Source organism: Paenibacillus rhizolycopersici (genome assembly GCF_014947195.2).
In the GTDB taxonomy this organism is placed as follows: Bacteria; Bacillota; Bacilli; order Paenibacillales; family Paenibacillaceae; genus Fontibacillus; species Fontibacillus rhizolycopersici.
Map to the genome: position 1 here is coordinate 319,743 of NZ_JADCNN020000001.1, position 21,068 is coordinate 340,810.

Annotated in this window: 17 protein-coding genes; 9 read left to right on the plus strand and 8 right to left on the minus strand. The window is 53.0% G+C overall.

Annotated features, from left to right (window positions below; all coding sequences use genetic code 11):
- Position 1: 1 nt before the first annotated feature.
- The 4 genes from IM700_RS01335 to IM700_RS01350 form a co-directional block, all read right to left on the minus strand.
- Positions 2 to 1,105, minus strand: a complete 1,104-nt coding sequence (locus IM700_RS01335; RefSeq protein ID WP_193415590.1) for a Ger(x)C family spore germination protein — start codon at positions 1,103 to 1,105, stop codon at positions 2 to 4.
- Positions 1,098 to 2,180 carry a GerAB/ArcD/ProY family transporter gene (locus tag IM700_RS01340; RefSeq protein ID WP_193415589.1) on the minus strand — a complete coding sequence of 361 codons (1,083 nt, stop codon included), beginning with the start codon at positions 2,178 to 2,180 and terminating at the stop codon, positions 1,098 to 1,100. The genes IM700_RS01335 and IM700_RS01340 overlap by 8 nt, the downstream gene beginning before the upstream one ends.
- A gap of 8 nt (positions 2,181 to 2,188) precedes the next feature.
- Entirely contained in the window at positions 2,189 to 3,682 is a 1,494-nt protein-coding gene (locus IM700_RS01345; RefSeq protein WP_239483483.1) for a spore germination protein, read from the minus strand.
- 133 nt (positions 3,683 to 3,815) lie between these two features.
- Positions 3,816 to 4,547: an HAD family hydrolase gene (locus IM700_RS01350; RefSeq protein WP_193415588.1), complete on the minus strand. Its 732-nt coding sequence runs from the start codon at positions 4,545 to 4,547 to the stop codon at positions 3,816 to 3,818.
- Positions 4,548 to 4,752: 205 nt separating this feature from the next.
- Between IM700_RS01350 and IM700_RS01355 the strand changes: the two genes are divergently transcribed.
- The 3 genes from IM700_RS01355 to IM700_RS01365 all read left to right on the plus strand — a co-directional run bounded on the left by IM700_RS01355 (position 4,753) and on the right by IM700_RS01365 (position 8,769).
- Positions 4,753 to 6,513, plus strand: coding sequence for a sensor histidine kinase (locus IM700_RS01355; protein ID WP_244868523.1), 1,761 nt, complete (start codon positions 4,753 to 4,755; stop codon positions 6,511 to 6,513).
- Positions 6,510 to 7,307, plus strand: a complete 798-nt coding sequence (locus IM700_RS01360; protein ID WP_155606393.1) for a response regulator transcription factor — start codon at positions 6,510 to 6,512, stop codon at positions 7,305 to 7,307. Before IM700_RS01355 ends, IM700_RS01360 begins: the two co-directional genes overlap by 4 nt.
- 130 nt (positions 7,308 to 7,437) lie before the next feature.
- Positions 7,438 to 8,769: an extracellular solute-binding protein gene (locus IM700_RS01365; protein ID WP_155606394.1), complete on the plus strand. Its 1,332-nt coding sequence runs from the start codon at positions 7,438 to 7,440 to the stop codon at positions 8,767 to 8,769.
- Between the two features lie 53 nt (positions 8,770 to 8,822).
- Here the strand turns inward: IM700_RS01365 and IM700_RS01370 are convergent, their stop codons facing one another.
- A complete protein-coding gene (locus IM700_RS01370; RefSeq protein ID WP_155606395.1) occupies positions 8,823 to 9,746 on the minus strand; it encodes an AEC family transporter in 924 nt (307 codons plus the stop codon).
- Between the two features lie 198 nt (positions 9,747 to 9,944).
- Between IM700_RS01370 and IM700_RS01375 the strand changes: the two genes are divergently transcribed.
- Positions 9,945 to 10,805, plus strand: coding sequence for a GNAT family N-acetyltransferase (locus tag IM700_RS01375; RefSeq protein WP_193415587.1), 861 nt, complete (start codon positions 9,945 to 9,947; stop codon positions 10,803 to 10,805).
- Between the two features lie 18 nt (positions 10,806 to 10,823).
- On the opposite strand, the gene IM700_RS01380 is transcribed toward IM700_RS01375, so the two are convergent.
- A complete protein-coding gene (locus IM700_RS01380; protein ID WP_244868530.1) occupies positions 10,824 to 11,327 on the minus strand; it encodes a threonine/serine exporter family protein in 504 nt (167 codons plus the stop codon).
- Positions 11,312 to 12,070: a threonine/serine exporter family protein gene (locus tag IM700_RS01385; protein ID WP_193415586.1), complete on the minus strand. Its 759-nt coding sequence runs from the start codon at positions 12,068 to 12,070 to the stop codon at positions 11,312 to 11,314. Before IM700_RS01385 ends, IM700_RS01380 begins: the two co-directional genes overlap by 16 nt.
- 201 nt (positions 12,071 to 12,271) lie before the next feature.
- Here IM700_RS01385 and IM700_RS01390 point away from each other — a divergent pair, with 201 nt between their 5' ends.
- Together IM700_RS01390 and IM700_RS01395 are read left to right on the plus strand one after the other, a co-directional pair.
- A complete protein-coding gene (locus tag IM700_RS01390) occupies positions 12,272 to 13,390 on the plus strand; it encodes a GGDEF domain-containing protein (RefSeq protein ID WP_193415585.1) in 1,119 nt (372 codons plus the stop codon).
- Between the two features lie 27 nt (positions 13,391 to 13,417).
- Positions 13,418 to 15,397 (plus strand): methyl-accepting chemotaxis protein, encoded by a 1,980-nt coding sequence (locus tag IM700_RS01395; protein WP_193415584.1) that lies wholly within the window; start codon positions 13,418 to 13,420, stop codon positions 15,395 to 15,397.
- Positions 15,398 to 15,462: 65 nt separating this feature from the next.
- On the opposite strand, the gene IM700_RS01400 is transcribed toward IM700_RS01395, so the two are convergent.
- On the minus strand, positions 15,463 to 15,762 hold the full coding sequence (locus tag IM700_RS01400) for a hypothetical protein (protein WP_193415583.1): 300 nt from the start codon (positions 15,760 to 15,762) through the stop codon (positions 15,463 to 15,465).
- Positions 15,763 to 15,953: 191 nt separating this feature from the next.
- Between IM700_RS01400 and IM700_RS01405 the strand changes: the two genes are divergently transcribed.
- From IM700_RS01405 to IM700_RS01415, 3 genes are all read left to right on the plus strand, one after another.
- Positions 15,954 to 17,576: a stalk domain-containing protein gene (locus IM700_RS01405; protein ID WP_193415582.1), complete on the plus strand. Its 1,623-nt coding sequence runs from the start codon at positions 15,954 to 15,956 to the stop codon at positions 17,574 to 17,576.
- Positions 17,577 to 17,588: 12 nt separating this feature from the next.
- Positions 17,589 to 19,820, plus strand: a complete 2,232-nt coding sequence (locus tag IM700_RS01410; RefSeq protein WP_193415581.1) for a FecR domain-containing protein — start codon at positions 17,589 to 17,591, stop codon at positions 19,818 to 19,820.
- 186 nt (positions 19,821 to 20,006) lie between these two features.
- The gene (locus tag IM700_RS01415; protein WP_193415848.1) at positions 20,007 to 21,011 is read left to right on the plus strand and encodes a LacI family DNA-binding transcriptional regulator; all 1,005 of its coding nucleotides are present in this window, start codon (positions 20,007 to 20,009) and stop codon (positions 21,009 to 21,011) included.
- Positions 21,012 to 21,068: the final 57 nt, after the last annotated feature.

The window sequence follows — 21,068 nt, forward strand, 5'->3', positions numbered from 1 at the left end:
CTTAGTCAAAATAAGTTCCGAAGTTCTTCATGTAGAAGGAACAATGGACGCGAATCGGCATTTGGCTGAATTGTTCATGCCAGTCGGTCCTTTTCCATTCCTCATAGCTCATTTTGTTTCGCACGTATTTTCCCAGCCCCAAGCTGTCCGTGCGATTCTGCTGCAATGTCTTAATGATCCGCAGTGATTCCATGACGATGTGCTCACTAACCAGCTTTTCAACCTTGGCCCGTTCGTCAGTACTTAATTTTGCTTGACCAAAGTATTCTTCCACTCCCCCTTCAACCTTCAGGTAAATATCCGCTTCGTATTCGCCGGACGGGCCTTTCGAGACCTTGATCCGGCGTTTGCTTCGGACGGCCCGGAAGGAGATGGCCTTCAAGTTGGGATCCTCCGACGTTAGGCTGAATTCGCCTTGCGACAGATCTTGGTACAGGAGCGAAAACAGGTAAACATCCTTCCAGGGCAGCTTGTCGATCATCTTGTCGTCCCGGAATGTGGCGATGCCGCTGATGGTGATGTCCTTCTTCTGTTCCTTGACCATGATGGCGATCGGATCCATCCCGTCGTCGTAATAATCGCGGGTAAATTGATACAAGGCGGTCCGGGGCACCGATTGCTTGTTAAATTCTTTTTGCAGCAGCTTGTTGATGTAGTTGGCCGTTTTGGTATGGCGAGGATATTCCTGGCTGATAATGGCTCCCGCTTCGCCTTCGACGACGGCCATGGCGGTTCGAAACGAGATGCTCGGATCGCGGAGAAATGTATCCATATCCTTCCAAATGCCTTGACGGGCCAATGCTTCGCCGTACATAAACGTACGGATCTGCCCGCTGACGATGATTCGGCTTGTTCGCAAGGACAACGCCGCTTTGGCATCCTTGGGGCTGGTGGAGATCGTCTCCAGCAATTCATCTGTCGTTTTCCCGTCTCTGGCAAATTGCGTGACCAGCGGCATACTGATCGTGGCTTTGATCTTGTCCTGAGGGGCAGCGTCAAAAGCGGCGGTTTCAATGTAGCCGATCCGTTCCAGGATGCGCTGATCCTGATTGCAGCCCGCGAGAATAAGGCAAAGAGTCGCGGCCAGAAATAGGCGTCTATGCATGTTTCTTGAACCTCCTTTGCAGCAAGAGCAGTAGGATCAGCAGCAAGGGGAACCCGAAGGAGAAGCCCAGCTGTGCCATCGTTAAATAACGGAACCAGGACTCTACCTTGATTAAGGACTTAGGAATCATCCCAACGGAGATCGTCGCAACCATAGACAAAAACACGATCACTTTCCAGGGGATTCGGCGAAAGATCTGGGACATCACCGCTTGGCTTGACCAATAGTACATGCCCGCCGTATGCACGATCGAGAACATGAACAGGCTGAATAGGAAATTCTGGATCCGCTCGACAAACGGGAACCGTAAATAGGCATACATGTCGAGGATCGGAAAGGAAGAATGGAGAAGCGCTCTATGGCTAAAGAAGCCGTAAGCCAAGAACGTGACCAGCAAGTAAACGAACATGGTGATTCCGTTTCCGAGATGAACGTATTTTAGCCATCTTTTGTTGTTTTCCGCATAGGGAAACAGAAACAGGCTTAACTCGTACCCCAAATACGCGCCATATATCCGGAGCAAGCCTTCTTTCATATCCGCTCCCTCCCGAAACAGAAAGGAAGTCAACCGCGACAGATCGAAGTCCTTGACGAAGAAAAAGGCGAGCGGAACTTGCAGCAGCAACAGCAACGAGAAGATGACATTCGCCTTAGACATGGTGTAGATCCCCTTGGTGACGTAGAGGAACAGCAGCACATCCACGTAGATTTTGAGAACCATGTCCGAGGTCGACGGAAATATGAGCATTTGATAGATCAATGCATATTGTTTGACGACTAGGCAGCCGATCATGCTGAACAATCCCCATAGCAGCAAATACAGCGGAACCAAAATGAACCGCGGCAGCGAAGCACCAAGAATCTCAAAGACGGATTTCCCCCCGCCCATTCGGTACACGGCGGATATCAACATGATGTTTAACGTCACGAGCAGGAACATCGGGATGAGCATGAGCCATCCATTGGTACCCATGTAATGTGCCGTGATCCGCGGCAAAGTGAACAGGATAATCCCGCTTTGGGTGTTGAACACCATAAGAGCGATGTGGAAGCGATTCAGTTTTTCCCGATCCATGGGGTCACCTATTTCTTCATTTTGTTGGTGGTTTCGTTAGGGCTGCGGGATTGCTTTGGTCGCTTGGAGAACATCCAGAAAGGCCCCCGGATAAAAGTATCCTTCCAGTCGCTTGGTTTGATCGGTGCGAGCGGGAGGGTGTACGGCGCTCCGAGGCTGGTCAGTTTGGACAGATGGATGATCACCAGGCCTAACCCGAAGATGAAGCCAAAGTTTCCGAGCATCCCCGACAAGATGATGAGAGCAAACCGAATGAGCCGAATCGAACCGCTCATCGTATAGCTGGGAATGACAAAGGAAGCGATGGCGGACATCGCTACGGCGATAATCAGGATGTTACTGGTAAACCCGGCATCCACCGCAGCGGTGCCGATGACAATCCCGCCAACGATCCCGATGGTTTGCCCGATTTTGGACGGTAGGCGAGCGCCGGCTTCTCGCAGCAATTCCAGCGTGGTTTCCATTAACAAGGCTTCCAGAACCGGAGGGAAAGGCACGCGGCTGCGCGATTCAGACATCGAAGCCAGCAAATTTATCGGGATCATCTCGTAATGGTACGTCGTGATGGAAACGTACATCGAAGTCAACGTCAACGTAAGCACAAAGGCAATATACCGGAGGAGCCGAAGAAACGTCCCAACCGCCCAGCGGCTGTAATAATCGTCGGGCGAGGTGAAGAATTCAAATACCGTCGTAGGTCCCACGATCACCGATGGGCTTTGATCCATAATGACAACCACCCGGCCTTCGTTCAGCTTGGAAACGGCGACATCGGGACGCTCCGAGGTCAGGAACAGCGGGAAGATCGTGGATGGGAAATCCTCGATCAATTGCAACAACATGCTGCCGTCGAAGACCGCGCTGTATTCGATGGCCTGAATCCGGTCCGACATTCGGTTGACGAAGTCCATATTGGCGATTTCATCGAGGTACAGCAAAGACACCTTGGTCTTGAAAATTTCTCCTACCTCGAATTGTTTGGCTTTTAACCGACTGCTCTTCACCCTCCGGCGGATGATAGACAGGTTGGTATCGAGTGATTCGTTAAAGGAGTCATGCGGGCCGACAATCGTGGATTCCGTCTGCGAAGATTCAATGGCCCGCTTTTCGGGACCGTAAACGGAAATCAAGTAAACCCCTTGCGGCACGAACAAGGCGGCATCCCCATCCAAAATGCCGCGCACGACCTTCGTAGTTTCGTCCTCAAGCTTGAATTGGGATTGATGCAGAAGCCCGCCCAGTTCTTCCCGGCGAATGTTTTCCAGCGGAATGATCACATTGTTGATGAACTTCTGTTTGTCAACCAGGTGATCGAAGAAGAGGATATCGGCTTGGATCATCGGATAATTTCGATGCGAAAGATCGGAGCACCCTTGGAACTCATCCAGCACGCGATTTAGCGACAACGGGCCGGGAGCCTGGGGTTCGGAAACATGGGACGTTTGCTGCTGTGGTTTTTGTCTGGCCATCGTCAGTATGGATTTCATCAATCGGGAGAACAAGGCGTAACTCCTCCAGCTGAGGTATTTTTTTCTATTGTGCGTAGCATTGGAAGAACTATGCAGGGGGGGAGAGCCAGGAAACGGATTTAAAAAAATGAATGCTGCAAGAAAGGCAGCATTCATTGAATTCATTTTATTTGGATTCGTCCAGCAGCAACCGGGCAAGCTCGCCATAGTTCGTTACCGGGGTATGAGGGAGGTGCGAGTCTTCCTCCGGCCGGACGCCGCGATGGTTAAACCATATCGCGCGCCAGCCAGCACCGGCGGCTCCAACGACGTCGTTGCGCCAGGAATCTCCGATGTAACAACACTGTTCCGCAGTCTTGCCCAGCTTCCCGGCGATAAGTTCAAACAGTCGTACGTCCGGTTTGGTCAAGTCTACCGCACCTGAAATGAACACCAGCTCAGCGGGGATCAGCCGATCTACTCCCAGCGCTCGAATTTTTCGCCATTGGTGATCCGGCGGCCCGTTTGTAATCACCCCGACGACGACACCTAACTCCTGCAGCTTGCCGATCAGATCGAACGCGCCGGGGAACGGGCGAATATCAAATTGACGATTCAGGTAAGCGGCCTGGACCGCTTCGGCTTGCTCGGCTGTGAGCGCGAGGTCGAACTCCCCCAGCGAACGTATGAAGCGCTCGGTCCGCATCGATGCGAGCACCTGACCGTGCGTTGGCGTGCCGCCGGCCTCGGCAGAAAGATAGTCGCTGTAGTAGCGCATCCGGTGATAGGCAGGTTCATACGGGAAGTCCTGCCCAGTGTCTAGTGTCTCTTCCAGCGCTTCGCGAAAAGGCTGCAGATGGTCGTATAACGTATCGTCGACGTCGAAAAAAACCGCGTGGTTTGCTGTAATTGGCCTCATTGTGTTGATCTTCTTCTCCCTCTAGGCACCGAAGTAGAAAACCTCGGTCTTTTCCTTTAAAATGCTTATGTATTGTTACTTGCTGCGGGTACCGCTGCCTTCTCATTATACGTGACAGGTTCGAAAAATACATAGTTTCATCCGGCCGATTCGTTATATGATGGGATAAGGTTGTACACTTTGGACGGAAAGGTTAGGACCGGACGTGAAAAAACCGAAGCGATGGTTTACTTTAAGAAATCAAATTTTCATCAGTTTTATGCTGCTGATGATTTTTGTTCTGGGGATCGCCAGCGTATTGACGTATTCTCGGGTGTCCGCGCTGCTGGAGACCAATGCCGAGAAGCATATCAGCCAAACCGCCCTGCAGGCCAACGGGCGCCTGGATGCGCTGATCGCCCAAATCAACACGCTGACGACTCAGGTCGCCACCGATGAATACGTACAGCAGCTGTTGCTGGCCGAAGTGCAAGGACAGGAGACGCCGTTTAGTTCGCGTCAATCGCTGTTGCCTTTGTTTAGTGATTATCAAGCCTATGTAACCGGTATTAAATCCCTGGAGTTATACACGAATGATTACCGCCGTTTGTTTCCGCTGAATGAAACCCAATTGATCGACACGATTGACTCGCAATGGATTAATGCGGCGAATTGGGGGAAGGGGGCGCTCGTATGGATCGGCGTTGATCCGCGCGACCCCTCTACCGTACTGGCGTTGCGACGGGTCAGTTTGCTTGACCGTTGGTTTTCGTCCGGGGGATATTTAATGGTGCGGATCGATCGAACTTATTTTCAAATTCATGAACAGATCGGCGGGGATGGCGGGGAATACATTCTTCTGGTCGATGGAAATCAACGGCCGGTCGCGACGAATTTCAGCTTTCCCGCAGAGGATTTAAACCTGAAGGAACTGCTCGGCAACGTGGGGAAAAATATCACGATCGGCGGTCAAGATTTTATTGAGGTCAAGCAAGCCTCCAAGGCAACCGGCTGGACGCTCGTCTTCTTCACGCCGATCAACTATGTGACTAGCGGGATTTCTGCGCTGCGAACGGCGGTTGTGGCCTCGGGAGCGATTGGGATCCTCTTATTCCTGATTATGTCGCTGTCGCTGTCCACGATGATCACCCGACCGATCTTCCGGCTGATCAAAGCGATGCGCGGCGCGAGGTTTGGGGTACTGCAGCGCAATCCGATGTTCTCGAAGACCTTGGAAATCAACGAGTTGAACAATTCGTACAACCAAATGGTCGACAATATGAACGAATTGATCCGCGTCGTTTACGAGAAAGAGCTCCTGCAAAGCCGAACCGAGCTAAAGGCGCTTCAAGCGCAAATCAACCCGCATTTCCTGTTTAATACGCTGGAGGCCTTCTATTGGTCGCTGGAGGAGAAAGGCGAAGAAGAGTTAGCGAATCTGGTCGTAGGTATGTCCAGCTTGTTCCGGTACATCATCAGCAGCCCGAATCAGGACGAATGGGTGACGATGGAGGACGAGCTTGAGCATGTGGAGCGTTATCTGCAGTTGATGGATATCCGCCTTGCGGAACGGTTAACCTGGTCTATCGACGCCGGTGAATTCCGTCATGTCAAAATTCCGAAGTTGCTGATTCAGCCGTTGGTGGAAAATGCGATTTTGCACGGGGTTGAAAAGCAAATGGGTCAGGGCAAAGTCAGCGTAAGCGTCGAGCCATCGGAGCGGGAGGGGTATGTGAAAATTACCGTGCGCGATAACGGTCCCGGGATGGACGAGGAGACGCTGCTCGGCTTGTTGCGGGCAATGGAAGGAGGACCCTCCATTTCCTCCAAAGGTATGGGGGTCGGGATTGTCAATGTGCAGCGACGGCTGAGATTATATTTTGACGGAGAACATGGAGATAAACACGGGCTTCAAGTGACGAGCCATCCGGGTGAAGGAACGTCCGTAAGCTTTGATATACCTAGTGAATACGGGGGAACGGTATGAAGCAGACAAAAACGATTCTTGTGGTTGAGGATGAACCAAGAACGAGACAAGGTTTTACGAAAACGCTGGAAGCCTGGTCTGCCGGACGATACAAAATCGAATGGGCGGATAGCGGGCAAGCTGCGCTGGCATGGCTCGAGGATCATGTCGCACATCTGCTGATTACGGATATCCGCATGCCCGGCATTAGCGGTCTGGAACTGATTGAAATGCAGCAGCGCCACAAACAATTCAAGCCGGTCGCCATCATCATATCGGGATACGCGGAGTTCGAATATGCGCAAAAGGCGATGCAACTGGGAGTCGTCAATTATTTGCTGAAGCCGGTGGACAAGCATAAGCTGGTCCAAGCCGTGGAGCAGGCGCTTCTAGTGGAGGACGACCGACACCGGATCGAAACGATGGAGAAGCTGGTCGATCCTCGGCTGTTGGAGACGAAAGAGACGGATACCCAGTACACACCGCAGGTGCGTGAGGCGCTTAGCTTCCTGGACGAACATTTGCATGAGCCCATCACGATGCGGCAAGTTGCCGATCGGCTGCATTTGAATCCCAGCTACTTCAGCGTGTTGTTCAAAGAGCAGACGGAACTGACCTTCAGCGAATATATCAGCCGACTGCGGGTGCTCCGCGCCAAAGAACTGCTGCTGCGGACCACGCTGTCCGTTGGGGAGATCGCGGAACGCGTGGGCTATCAGAGCGATAAATACTTCATCAAGGTATTCAAAGGCTACGAAGGGATGAGTCCCAGTAAATACCGCAGCCAGACGAAAGAGACGGAGGAGAACGCGTAGGGCGGTTTCGACCAGGTCTGCCGTGAACGGGTTCCCGCCATCCACGGGAGATGGAAGCGGAATCATCAACGTGATAAACTTAGGATGAAACGGTTACAAGAAGAACCGTGATATCTAGGGGGATAAAGGCATGTCCAATCATAAAACTACGTCCATTGTGTTGATTTCGCTGCTCCTGCTGTTAGGACTCGCAGGCTGCACAGGGGATAAGACAGCGGGCGGCGGCACGACGGAAGGCCAAGCGGCATCGGCAGCGGGCGAGCAGGTGACGATTCAATTTATGCATCTGTGGCCAGTGGGCGCTTCTCCGCAGCAAAATAAGCTGGTGAATGAAATCATCGACCAGTATCATTCCGAACATCCGAATGTAACGATTCAACAGGAAGTGATGGAGAACGAGCAATATAAGAATAAATTGAAAATTTTGTCCGCCGCGAACGAGCTTCCCGACGTAGGTGTCACTTGGGCTGCCGGCTTCATGGATCCTTACGTGAAAGGCGACCTGTTCGCTCCGCTGGACGATTTGCTGGACCGTGGTTTAAAGGATCAATTCGTTCCGGGCGCAACCGACGCTTACGCTGTACAAGGGAGAACCTACGGCTTGCCGATCGAGCTGAACATTTCGCCGATATATTATAATAAAGCCATTTTTAAAGAATACCATTTGGAAGTGCCGCAAACCTACGATCAATTTTTGAACGTGGTCCGTACGCTGAACAGCAAAGGAGTAACCCCCGTCGCACTGGGGAACAGAGACCGCTGGACGGGATCGATTTGGTATATGTACCTGGCTGACCGCCTCGGCGGACCGGAAACGTTGAAGAAAGCGATCGACCGTTCCGGCACCTTCGAGGATCCGGCGTTGATTCAAGCGGCTGCCGAAATTCAAAGGCTGGTGGATATGAACGCGTTTAACAAAGGTTTTAACGGTTTGTCCAATGAAGAAGGCAAATCCGTGTTTATGCGTGAACAAGCGGCCATGTTCCTGGCGGGCACTTGGGAGGTTCCTAACTTCACGAGCAACCCGGACGTGCCCCAGGAGTTCAAAGACAAAGTCGGCTTCTTTAAATTCCCGACCTTCGCTGGCGGCAAAGGCGACATTAATAGCTGGGTAGGCGGGCCTGGCGTTGGCCTATTCGTCGCAGAAAACTCTAAAGTCAAAGACGAAGCGAAGCAATTCGTGGAGTATTTCATCAGCAAGTGGGGTGCCGAGTCGGTTAGCACGGCAGGGGTTATTCCGGCGACGAAGGTGGACACGTCGTCCTCGGACTTGCCGCAGCTCTACATCGATTTACTGGATGAGTTGAACCACGCCAGCAACCTGACGCTGTTTGCCGACGTGCAAATGAAATGGAACGCGGCGCAAACACACCTGAACATGATTCAGGCCCTGTTCGGCAAAGCGGTGACACCGGAACAATTCGTGAAAGAGCACGAAGCCGCGCTGCAGCAAGGCGATTAATCGCGTCGCAAAACAAGAACCTTCCGCTTCATTTCGCGGAAGGTTCTTTGGTGTTATCCAACGTATTGGGATATGGAGATCAGGGCTGTCATCGTGATAATGTTTAGCAGCGTGGAGATCAGTACGGTTTGCGAGGCGAAATCCGGTTCATTGTCGTATTCTTCAGCAAGAATCGTGCTGTTCACGCCGGTAGGCATGCCGGAAGCGATCAGCAGGGCTTGAGCTGGGATTCCCTTAAGGCCAAGCGCCCAGACCAACGCGAACCCGATGGCCGGTCCGATCAGCAGGCGCAGGGCTACGCTGACGTAAACATCGATTCGGTCGAGACGCAGTGGATATTTGATGATTTGAGCGCCTAGCGTCAGCAAAGCGATGGCGACCATCGAGTCGGCGATATAACCTAGCGGTTTTGCTACGAAATAAGGAAGCGGCCACTTGAGCATGTGCAGCGCCATCCCTAACACCAAGGCGTAAGGCACGGGCATCTTCAGAAATCCGATCAGGGCAGCTTTCAGCGTGCCGCCGGATTTAGCCCGCGAAACGGACATCACTCCGTAAGTGAACGTGACTAAGCTCTGAAAGGTCATGACCAGCGCTTGAACCGAGGCGGCCAACGGATCTCCCTTAAAGGCTAATTGATTGATCGGCAGTCCATAATTGCCGGAGTTGTCGAGGATCAGACTGTTGGTGAAGGCGGCCCGCATGCCCGGTCCAAACTTCAGGCGCCGGCTGACGAACAAGCTGACCCCATAGAGCAGCAGGACGTACAAAACGTAAAATCCCGTAACGCTGCCCAGCAGTTCCGCCGACATTTCCGATTCGTACATGCTGACGAATACGACCGCGGGCGTCACGAAGTAGAAATTGATCTTGGCCAGTGTGTACAAATCAAGCTTAAAGGCGCGCTGCATGAGTGCGCCTAGTCCAATCAAAACAAAAATGGGCAAAACGACGTCCAAAATAATATCGCCGATCATCTCTTGTTGTTCACTTCTTTCTCATTCGCATATATGGATACCCGCAGGCAGGCAGTCGCTTGTTATTATATCACGTCCGCCGAAGCATTGAAGACGCAAAATGCCGAAGCAACCAGGTGTGTTACAATGCATAACAGGATGAAGCGAGACTCGTGAAGATACAATCATTGAATGAAGTACAGAAAAGGAGCGAAAGCCATGAAAAAAACCTCAAAGCAAGATCATCTCGTCCTTGGGGATGTGGAGCGGATGATTAACCTGGAGAGGGAACTGACTCAATTCAATCATGAGCGTTCCTTGTATTTGGCGGAATCCCGCCTGACGGTAACACAAACCGGTGAGACGACGCTGCTGACGGACGAGCTGTCCCCGCAGTCGAGCTATTATAATCGGGTGATCGGCTTTGGACCGTCGGATTTGGAGCGGCTATCCGCAATCCTCGAACATTATGCGGCAGCAGGCATCGACCCATGCTTTGATATGAGCCCGGACCGGCAAACCAGCGAGGTGGCGGAGGCTTTGGCAATGCAGGGGTTCATACCGAGGCTGCAGCTCGCTTTTCTCAAGCATGAACGCTTTGGGGAAGACTTGGAGGTAGGTCAAACGGGAAGGCCGCCCTCCCGCGCAGAAATCGAAATCTCCCGCGTCTCTGACGAGCACGAGGCTGTTTCTTTTATCCGATTGATTGAGCTGTCGCGTGGCGGTGATGGTACCGAGCTGGATGAGGTAAGGGTACAGTCGAAAAGTCGCTATTTTTACCGAGACGATTTTCAGAATTTCGTCGCCTGCGTCGGCGGAGAGCCTGCAGGGATGGGATCTTTATTTATTCGCGGCGATACCGGGTATTTAGTCAACGACTTTACCTTCCCGGATCATCGGAGCAGAGGCGTGCAAACGGCATTGATCCATCACCGGCTGCGAATGGCGTCGGAACGAGGACTGAATCGGGTTTATACCGATGTCGAGTTTGCTACGGCCAGCCATGGGAACATGTTGAAATGCGGATTTGAGCTTGTATATATGAACTCGTTCTGGATGAAATCGGCGCTGCCGCATTAAGCGGTCGGCGCCGATTTCTTATTTGTCCGCCCGCCTGCGTAGACGCCGCCGCGGAACACGACGAATCAGGAGCTGGCCCAGCACTTCGGACAAAACGAGACCGATTGCGATCGAACCGGATAGAAGAAAAGCTTTAGCGGCGAGCTCGACAGCTAAGTCGTATTGGTTCTCCACGAATCGACGCATGGCGTCATACGCCAGACCGCCGGGGACCAATGGAATGATGCCGGCCACACTAAAGATAATGACGGGTTTCTTGTAGATCCGGGCAAACAGCTGGCTTAGGGCACCAACCAGAAAAGTCGCAGCAACGGTCGCAAATACGCCTCCCATCTGCGACTCCAGCAGGATGTAGACCATCCAGCCGACCATACCGGACAGGCCGCATTGAAGCAACGTACGTTTCGGGGCATTAAAGAGGATGCCAAAGGCTCCTGAAGCAATGAAGCTGGCAAGCAGATGAACGAATAGATACATGGGATCGCTTCGTCTCCTTCTGGCTCTAGTTATATCACGGTAAATACGACGGCGATCCCGGCTCCGATGGCAAAGGCGGTGAGAAAGGCTTCCGCCCCGCGCGACAACCCGGATACGAGATGACCTGCCATCAAGTCCCTGACCGCATTCGTAATCAGAAGACCCGGCACCAGGGGCATCACGGAACCGATAATGATCTTATCCAGCTCCCGGCCCAAGCTGATTTGCACGAAACCTAAAGCGAGCAGCCCGATCAGCAGCGCCGCAGTAAATTCAGCGAAGAATTTCACCTTCACCAGCCGGTGGAAAAGCAAGTATGCGGCAAACCCCAAGCCGCCGCACATCAAGCCGGGCAAAAAATCGGTTAATGACCCGCGGAACATCAGCGTGAAGCAGCCGCTCGACAAGGCTGCAGCCGCGATTTGCAGCGGCATCGGATAAGCGTGCTTCACCGTCTCGATCCCGAGCAGCAAGGCATACGCCTCGGCGGTCGTCAAATTTCCGCTGCCCAGCTTCCGGGAAATATCGTTCACCGCGGATACCTTCTGCAGATCGGTTGTCCGCTCCACGATACGGATCAACTTGGCTGATTCCGCCTCGCCCGATTGAAAGACGATCCCCGTCGGCGTCACATAACTATGCGAGCCGGAGAGCCCCAGCGCATCGGCCATTCGGGTCATCGTATCTTCCACACGGTACGTTTCCGCACCGCTTTGCAGCATGATTTTTCCCGCCAATAGGCATACCCGTACAGGCTCCTCTCCTTGGAACGCAGCCGCGCTGTCCATCACCGTCACCCTTTCATGAATCTGACGCCATTATATCACGTTGGGAAGGGTAGAGAAATCGATTCGACAGGACGTTCGACATAAGATGTCACAATATGTCGAATATAATCGAAAATTAGCAAAAATATCTTATTTTTGCCCTTCTAATATGTTATGCTAGCACTACTTACCATTGCACCATACATCAGAGAGGGACATTCGATGCTGCAAAGCTTATTCAACAATTTTACGCTGCTAACGACGGTGATCTTTTTTGGATATATGATCAAGAACAAAATGCCCGACCGCCTGGAGACGGCGCTGTGTATTCGAATTCTTCTGGGCAGCTCGCTGGGATTGCTGGGCGTGGTGCTGATGTATTACAACTTCCCTATCTCCGGGCATGCCGTGGCCGATTTCAGACAACTGCCAATCTTGATTTCTGTCTACATGGGAGGGGGGATTTCGGGCGTCATCACCACCTTATTTATCGCGATCTACCGTTTGCTGTTCCTGTATGGTTTCGGGATGCATTCCGTGATTGCCGCGATCAATGCGCCCGTGACGTTTCTGATCGGACTCATGTTCCTGCGCGGGCGGAAAACGACGATGGAGCGCCTGATCCTCACTTTAGCTCTAAGCGCTTCGAGTACCGTGATCGTAATTTCGATTCTAAGCAATGGACTTCCATTCAAGGCGATTGGGCTCTATTTTCCTCTGTTCATACTTGCTGGGATGTTTACGTTTTCCATGCTTCGTTATTTGCGCAATAAGGACGATTCCATACGCATGATGAGGGAAGCGGCGAACCGCGATTTTTTGACCAGTCTATACAATTCTCGCGCGTTCGAAGTGAAAATGGAGCATAAGATCGCCGCCGCTCAGCGCGACAAAATTCCGTTCACTTTGCTCTTCGTCGACATCGACCATTTCAAGCAGGTTAACGATAGGTACGGCCACCTGGCAGGTGACGCGGTCCTGCTGCAGATCGCCGATGTCATGAGGGAAACGTTCCGGCCAGGCGATCACATTGCTCGTAAGGGCGGAGAGGAGTTCGTGATCCTGGTCGATCGTTGCGATGCCGAACAGATCAAGATGATTGCCGAGCGCTTGCGCAGTAACGTGGAGAACCACGTTTTCCTTCTACCGGATGGAGGCGAGCTTAGGCTGACCATTTCGGCGGGGAGTGCGACGTACCCCAACGAACATGAGGAGGAGCTGATCGTCAAGGCGGATCAGGCGCTCTATCAAGCGAAGGAAGCGGGCCGAAACCGAGTGTATCGTGCCGCAGACCTGTTTTATGAAGAGACGATTCAAAAAGGCATCTACCGTTTTCCGTGAGGGTAAACATTATTGGGGAGGACTATCATGCTTCGTAAATTTTCATTTTCCATTCGTCAAAAGCTTATTTTTTCGTTTGCCGCTGTTTTGCTGATTCCCAGCCTGATTATCGCCGGTACGACCTATTTGACGGCGAGCAACGGGATTGAAGCGGAACTGATGTCCAGTGCGCAAGAGAGTGTGGACACCGCAGATACGGTGATTACAAGCAATTTTGAGAACATGACGTCCGATCTGGATTATTTTGCCGGCCAATTGGACACGCCTACAGTCGATGCGGAGTTAGCGTCGGGGGGAACGGCGGTGAAAAACCGACTGAATCAATACCTGGCCTTACATAAGGATGTGTTAAATATTTATGTCGGCACAAGTAAAGGGGGAACATTGCTTGGGGTGGACCAGGAACTGCCGCCTGACTTCGACCCGAGAGTACGGGATTGGTATGTGCAGGCGCTGAAGACCCCCAATGCGGTCGTTTCCCCGGTTTATTTGTCCGTTGACGGAAGTCCGGTCGTTTCCATTTCTAAGATACTTAAGGATGGAAAGGGAGTCATTGCCCTCGACTTGAACTTATCCGGCATTTCGAAAATGACGAACATGAAAGTGGGAGAAGAGGGATATATCCTGATTCTCGACAATACCAAGAAGACGGTCGTAAATCCGGCAGGCGGCGTCGGCGAAGAGGCGAAAGACAGTTACGTGTCCCAGATGTTTGCGGAGGACGGAGGAACGTTTGACTACGACATGAACGGCCAGAAATATAAGATGGCGATCCACAAGAATGAATTAACCGGTTGGCGGATCGGTGGGACGATGAGTCAAAGCGAGGTGTCGCGCGAAACGGTGAAAATCCGCAATACCGCGATCTTTGTTGTATTGCTGTCGATAGCTGGAGGAGCCATTCTAATCATCTTTAATATCCGTTCGATCCTCGTTCCGATCCGCAGATTAAAGCGAGCTACCGCGATCCTCGGTCAAGGCGATCTAACGGAGAAGCTGGATGGCTTCAAGCGCGATGAAATCGGCGAACTGGCCGCTAATTTCCAGCTGATGGTCGATAATTTGCGAGTGATGATCGAAGGGGTTCGAGAAATGACCGAGAATGTCTCGGCATCGGCCGAGCAGCTATCCGCCGGATCCGAACAGACGACGAAAGCGATCGAACACGTGACGGTGGCCATCCAGGATGTTGCTGTCGGTAGCGAGCAGCAGCTGAACAGTGTGGAAAGCGGTGCAGCCAGCGTGGATGCGATGGCCCGGCAAGTGGAATACGTTTCCGGCAACATGCAGCTCATTACCCGGACGATGTCGGGGACGGCGGACTCCGCCCAGCAAGGTACAGAGCTGGTGGCTGGCGCTGAAGAGAAGATCCGCGGTGTCGAAGAGACGGTTGCGGAGTTGGCATCCGTGATCCGTTCGCTGCATCAGCGTGCAGAGCAAATCGGCGGCATTGCCGCATTGATGGCAGGGGTCGCTCAGAAGACGAACATGTTGTCGTTGAACGCGGCGATCGAGGCGTCCCGAGCCGGCGAGGAAGGGCGCGGATTCGCGGTAGTTGCCGGCGAGATTCGGAAGCTGGCCGAGGGCTCTGGGCAATCCGCAGACCAAATCCGCGATTTAATCGCTCAGATCCGGGGAGAAATGAATCGGGCGGCGACCACGATGGAAGACGTTCAGTCCAAAGTGTCGGAAGGTAGGGAGGCCGTTGATTTATCCGGTCAATCGTTTGTTGCCATTAGCCGTTCGGTCGTGGAAGCGGCGGGTGCGATTGAAACGGCTGCCGGGACCATGCAGGAAGTGACGGAAGAAACCGGAACGGCACGAGAGGCGATCGAACGAATTCGCCAGCTCTCCGAGGAGACGGCCGGCAACACGCAAACGATATCGGCCGCAGCGGAGGAACAGCTTGCTTCCGTGGAAGAGATCGCTTCGTCCTCGGCCGATTTAAGCCGGCTGGCTGAGCAACTGCAAACCCTGGTTGGTAAGTTTAAAGTGTATAAGGACTAATGGTTTTCAATTTGAAAAGCCTTCCGCGCAATCGGGCGCGGGAGGCTTCTTTTTTTCGTAAGGATCTATTCGGTTTCGTCACCGTCAAAACCGTTGAGCAAATCGGTACCGTGCATGACATCCGGATCGGGAGCGACAGGATCAATGGGGCTGTCTTTCTGGATCGCGTCCGCATCCGGCACATCGGGAAGCGGAGCCTCTTGTCCTACTGCCGCGGTCTCTTCCTCACTGATTCCTTGAGCGACCCGTGTATCGTGAGGCAGCAGATCATCGCTGGGGATGTCGTTCTCGGGGCGATACTCCTTAAGCAGCTCGTACCGCTCATATTCGAAGTCGGCAGAGGTTCTGTCATCTAATACGTCCATGACGAACGGTCTCCTTTCCTGGAAATTGCGAATCTCCAAAAGTGTGCCCCAAAAAAAACCTCGGAATTCGACTGAAAAAGATTATACAGAGGAAGAAATTTCCGATATTATAACTGTGTGATAAATATCATAGTTGGTTGTTGGAGAATTTGTCGGGCTGTTCAGGAACTAAAGGATAAGGGGAGAGTCGATTGCAAAATAAAAGGTACATGAAACTTAAAGGGAGGTTGCTGCTGGCAGCCCTTCTCGGGTTGAGTGGTGTTGTCGCTGTACAAACGCCAGCTTCGGCGGCTTGGTCCGGCGGACTTGTCAACGATGCCGGCAGACCTTTGCTGCAGGTGGACGTTTATGCCGGGACAGGACAAGCAGGGTGGACGGAAGGAGCATTGGGGGAGGCTGATTTTCGAACTCCCGGAGGTCTTCTGCGATTACCTGACGGAAGTTTATTGGTGGCCGATACGGCCAATCAGGTGATCCGGCAAATCAAAGACGGGGTCGTGAGCACTTTTGCGGGTCTTCCTTTCCCGGCAAAGCTGGATGAATGGAATGAACCGATCGGCGGATTCCTTGACGGTCCATTAGGGGAATCTGCGTTCCGGGCTCCATCAGGGCTGGCAATGGACGCATCCGGGAATATCTATGTTGCAGATGCGGGCAATCATGCCATTCGAAAGATCACCTCGGACGGGCAGGTGCATACCCTGGTCGGTGACGGTATCTTAGGGTTTCGAGACGGCAAAGGGGATAAAGCCCGGTTTCACTCGCCTCAGGATATCGCGGTCACCGGAGACGGGACGGTTTACGTGGCGGATACGCTGAATCATGCCATACGCAGAATCACCCCGGACGGTGAGGTCACCACGCTGAACGCAACTTCGGAACGCGTCGTCGAGGTGTATCCGGGACTCGTCGTTCTTGCAGGGGATTACCTTGACGGCCGTTTGACGCAGGCACGGTTTAACGAACCGTCCGGATTGGCCCTAGATGATCAAGGGAATCTGTATGTCAGCGATCGCGGGAATCATCTCATTCGCTATATCGATTTTACAACGAAGACGGTAACGACGGTGGCCGGTAAAGTGCCCGAATCAATGAATTCGGCATCGGAGCAGGCTCTGCTGGCAGCTGGTGGTTATCAGGATGGCGATGCGGCGGCAGCGCGGTTTAATGGGCCAGCCGGTCTCGCCTGGACGAAAGAAGGGTTGCTGATCGCCGACTCCTTGAATCATGCGATCCGGTTGCTTCAACATCAGACAGTCTCGACGCTGGTCGGCAACCGGGATGGAGCGCCGGGCAACACGGGGCATACGGAGGCTAACGCGCACCTTTCATTGCCGGTGGATGTTGTGGTTGATGGGGATACCGGTGAAGTTTGGGTAGCTGACGCGATGAATCGGCAAGTCCGTATGCTGCATCCCTATCGGTTACCAGATTCAGCTGTGGACTTTAAGGGACCGGCATTATTGTTCGAGCAACGCTGGTTGGCAAGGGAGGAGCAACTCATTCTCAAGCAAGGTCGATTGGATGTTCCCCTTCGTCTTCTCGCGGAGGCCGCAGGTTACACTATCGCCTTAAATTCAGCGGGGGGCATTGTCATCCAAGGAGAGGGGCGATCCTTATCTTTAAGTACCGGAAATTCTGAAGTGACGGTTACCGACAGCTCGACGGGAGAGGTATCACAGTTCACTTTGGCTGCCGCTCCTTATGTCAGCGGCGGCAAAGTGTATATCCCATTGCGGGATGCCGGTGCCTTGTTGAATAAGGAAATCACTTGGCTGTCGGAAGCTCGACTGGCCATCATGAGGGATAAATAGGAGGTGAAGGACATGAACAAATGGATAAGAAACCTATGCGGGGGGATCGCTGCGTTACTGATCTGGATGGCCATTGGCCAATCAGCTATGGTTGCAGCGTCAGAGATCAGCGTGCGAACCGCCGTCATTGTAGCCTTACAGGGGGAGGCCAAGGTTCAGCCCGCTGGATCAAGCTTACAGTATGATGCGTTTGAGGGGATGACCCTGCAGCAAGGGGATCGGCTCATCGTCGGTCAAGGCGGCGCGCAGCTGCGGATCAAAGATACCGGAGATGAAGTGAATCTTGGGGAGTATAGCTTGCTGGACATCAGCCGCCTGGCCGGCGGACCGCAGGGGAAAACAACAAAGCTGACGATGCTTTCCGGTATGGCCTATTTTGCCGTGACCGACTTGCACGGGAAGCCGGATACGTTCCAGGTGGTGAACGGGAATCATACCTTGGACGTAAAAGGAACTCACTTTCTGGTTGTAACGGACCCGGTCACGGGAGCGAGCAGCTTAAGCGTGGTTGCGGGGGCGGTGAGCACAGGTAGTTCAAGACCTGCTTCTGGGGGATCTCTTAACCAGCAGCCTCCAATCATCATCTATCCAGCGCAGCAAATCTATCTTGGGGGCAGTGAACCCGGCGGACCCAGTGTGGTCGATCCGACCCGCCTGATCCAAAACGCGCCGCCCGGAGTCATCGAAAGCCTGCTCAAAAACGCTGAGAAAATTCAGCAGGAAAACGAGCAAACGAAAAAGAGTTTTGAAGAACAGGCGAATACGCCTAAGCAGCCTGCAAACCCGAATCTCGCGCAGCAGTTAGCTGATCTCAACAAGATAAGCCAGAATTTGTCCAACCTGGTCGGGAACCTGGCGCAAGAAGCCGTAAAACAACAAAAGCTGTCTTCCGGGCAAGTGCAGCAGTTGATTGACGAGGCCAACCGCTCCCTGGGAGGGAACGGGAAAATCGATTTGGACAAGGTTCAACCGCTGGATCCAACGGCTGGGGTAAATCCAGAACTCGCGAAAATGGAACAACTGCTCAAGGAAAAGCAGGAGGAATTGAATCGACAGCAACTGGAGCTAAAGAATGCGCACCAGGCACTGATTCAACGCATTCTAGAGCAACAAGCAAAGCTGCAGGAGGAGAACCGGAAGGCACAAGAGGAAGCCCGTGCCAGGGCACAGGAGCAATTCACGAATCAACTCCCACCGCAGGATCGGGAACAATTCTTGGCCGATAAGCGGAAGCTGGAGCAAGAAAAGATCCAGCGAGGGGGTTCCACTCCTCCGTCTCCGGCGCCTGCAGTACCGACGGCGCCGAGCGGCGGGACTTCAGCGCCATCGAATCCAAATCCAAATCCGAATCCAAATCCAAATCCGGAACCCCCGGCATCGTTTACTTTGAACTGGCGGTACGCCGATGAAACGTCCGTACCGTTGGGTGTACAGCACACCTTGGCTTTCGGCCTGACGCTAAAAGAGGGAGTGGAGCCGAAGTCGGACAAGCTTAAGGTCAAAGTAACGCTTAGCTCGAATGTGCCGGAGGCGGTATATGCCGCGATCGGTTACGACTTCGAATATGATTCGTTGCCGCCGACCGAGCTGAACCTAGAGGCATGCGGAACGTCGACGGCGGCGAGCTGTGGAGAGGCGTGGCTTCCTTCCGAGGAGGATGCGGGTTACGGCATTGGAGCCTTAGGCGACGGTTGGCCGGCCGTTATATCGGCTAACTGGGGGCAAATCGGCAATTATACCGTTACCGCAGAGGCTTTCCAAAGTGAGGGGGATACTCTGGTTTCATTAGGCAAACAATCGTTCCAGTTTAAGGTGTCCGAAAAGCCGACGATCGGCTTTACGGGCGGAGAGTCATCGGTAAATCTGGCTCCAGAGGAACAACTGACTTATGCGTTTAGCGCCAAAGGTGAGAATATCCAACCATCGTATCGACTGGCGTTGAAGGCTACCATATACGGTGAAGCTCCGTATGCTGACGTACCGGTCACACTTTATCATAACGGTGCGCCGGTTGCCTCGGGGATCGTTGACGGGAATGGAACGGCTTACCTGACAGGTGAAGCAGGCGTTTTAGCCGCACTGTTGGCAGCGGGCAGTGATTTAACGCTGGCATGGGAGCCCTATGCAGCCGAACCTGGAACGTATGAGATCGGGTTAAGCTGGGTTTATCCTCCGGCCGATGGGTTGGATCCGTATCCCTTTAGCGAAGATAAAAATGTTCAGTTGATTGTTGGCACACTGTAAACGCAACCTCCAATCGCAAGGTTCAGGGAAATCACCCGGGCCTTGCGATTTTTTTGACGCAAGCATCGGGTCGGTTATTCAAGCGCTTTGCAGAATCCGGTTGACTTCCGGTAAACCAGCGGCTACAATGGCCTGTGAATCCTGGTACGAGCCGCTTGCTTGGACCGGGGCAGAGGAGATGAGATGTTGATTACGATCTACGATATCGCGCAATTTACCGGCTTTTCGCCGACCACGGTATCCAAGGTGTTTAACGGATACTCCGACGTCAGTGAGAAGACGCGCCGTAAAATCCTGGACGCAGCCGATGAACTTGGTTATGTGCCGAATGCTCACGCGCGTTCGCTGACAACCAAACGGTCTTGGATGATTGGCGTGCTGTTTATCGAGCCTTCCGGCGCGGGTATCCTGCATCCCTATTTCGGCGGCGTCATCGAGGGCTTCAAGCAAGTTGCCACCTCCAAGGGTTATGACTTGATGTTTATTTCCAAGGATATCGGCGGCAAGCGAAGTGGCTATCTGGAGCATTGCAAGATCCGTGGCATCGACGGTGTGGTGGTGGTCTTGCCGGATGCATCCGATCCCTATTTCCAAGAGCTGCTGGAGTCTAAAATCCCATGCGTACTGCTAGATCAGAAGTCTACCGTCAAGAGTACCGTGTACTCGGATAATGCGGAAGGTGTGCGGAAGGCTGTATCCTATTTGCATTCCATCGGCCACCGGAAAATCGCACATATCGGCGGCGGTCCAACGTTCGCCGGAGAACAGCGGTTAAACGGCTATATACAGGCGATGGAGGAGCTAGGACTCACGATCAACCCGCAGCATGTCGTGCAAGGGAGCTACGATTACACCATAGAGAGCGGCAGCAGAGCGATGGAAGAACTCTTGAAAGCGGACGAACGGCCAACGGCTGTATTTGCGGCCGGCGATAATTTAGCGGTCGGGGCCATGATGGCGATGAAACGGCATGGACTACGCGTTCCTGAGGACATCTCGTTGGTCGGCTTCGACGACATTGAAATGGCGAAATTTTTAACGCCGGCCTTAACGACGGTACGACAAAATACATATGTACTTGGCAGCAGGGCGGCTGACATGTTAATCTATTCGATAGAAGGCGGGGAAGACGTGCAAAAGGGCGTTATCCCGGTGGAGCTGGTCGTTCGAGAGTCTTGCCGATCGCTGTAGCTGGCTTGCCTCTATTTTTTTACAAGATATCGAAACCGGTTTCGATGCCCGTCATAC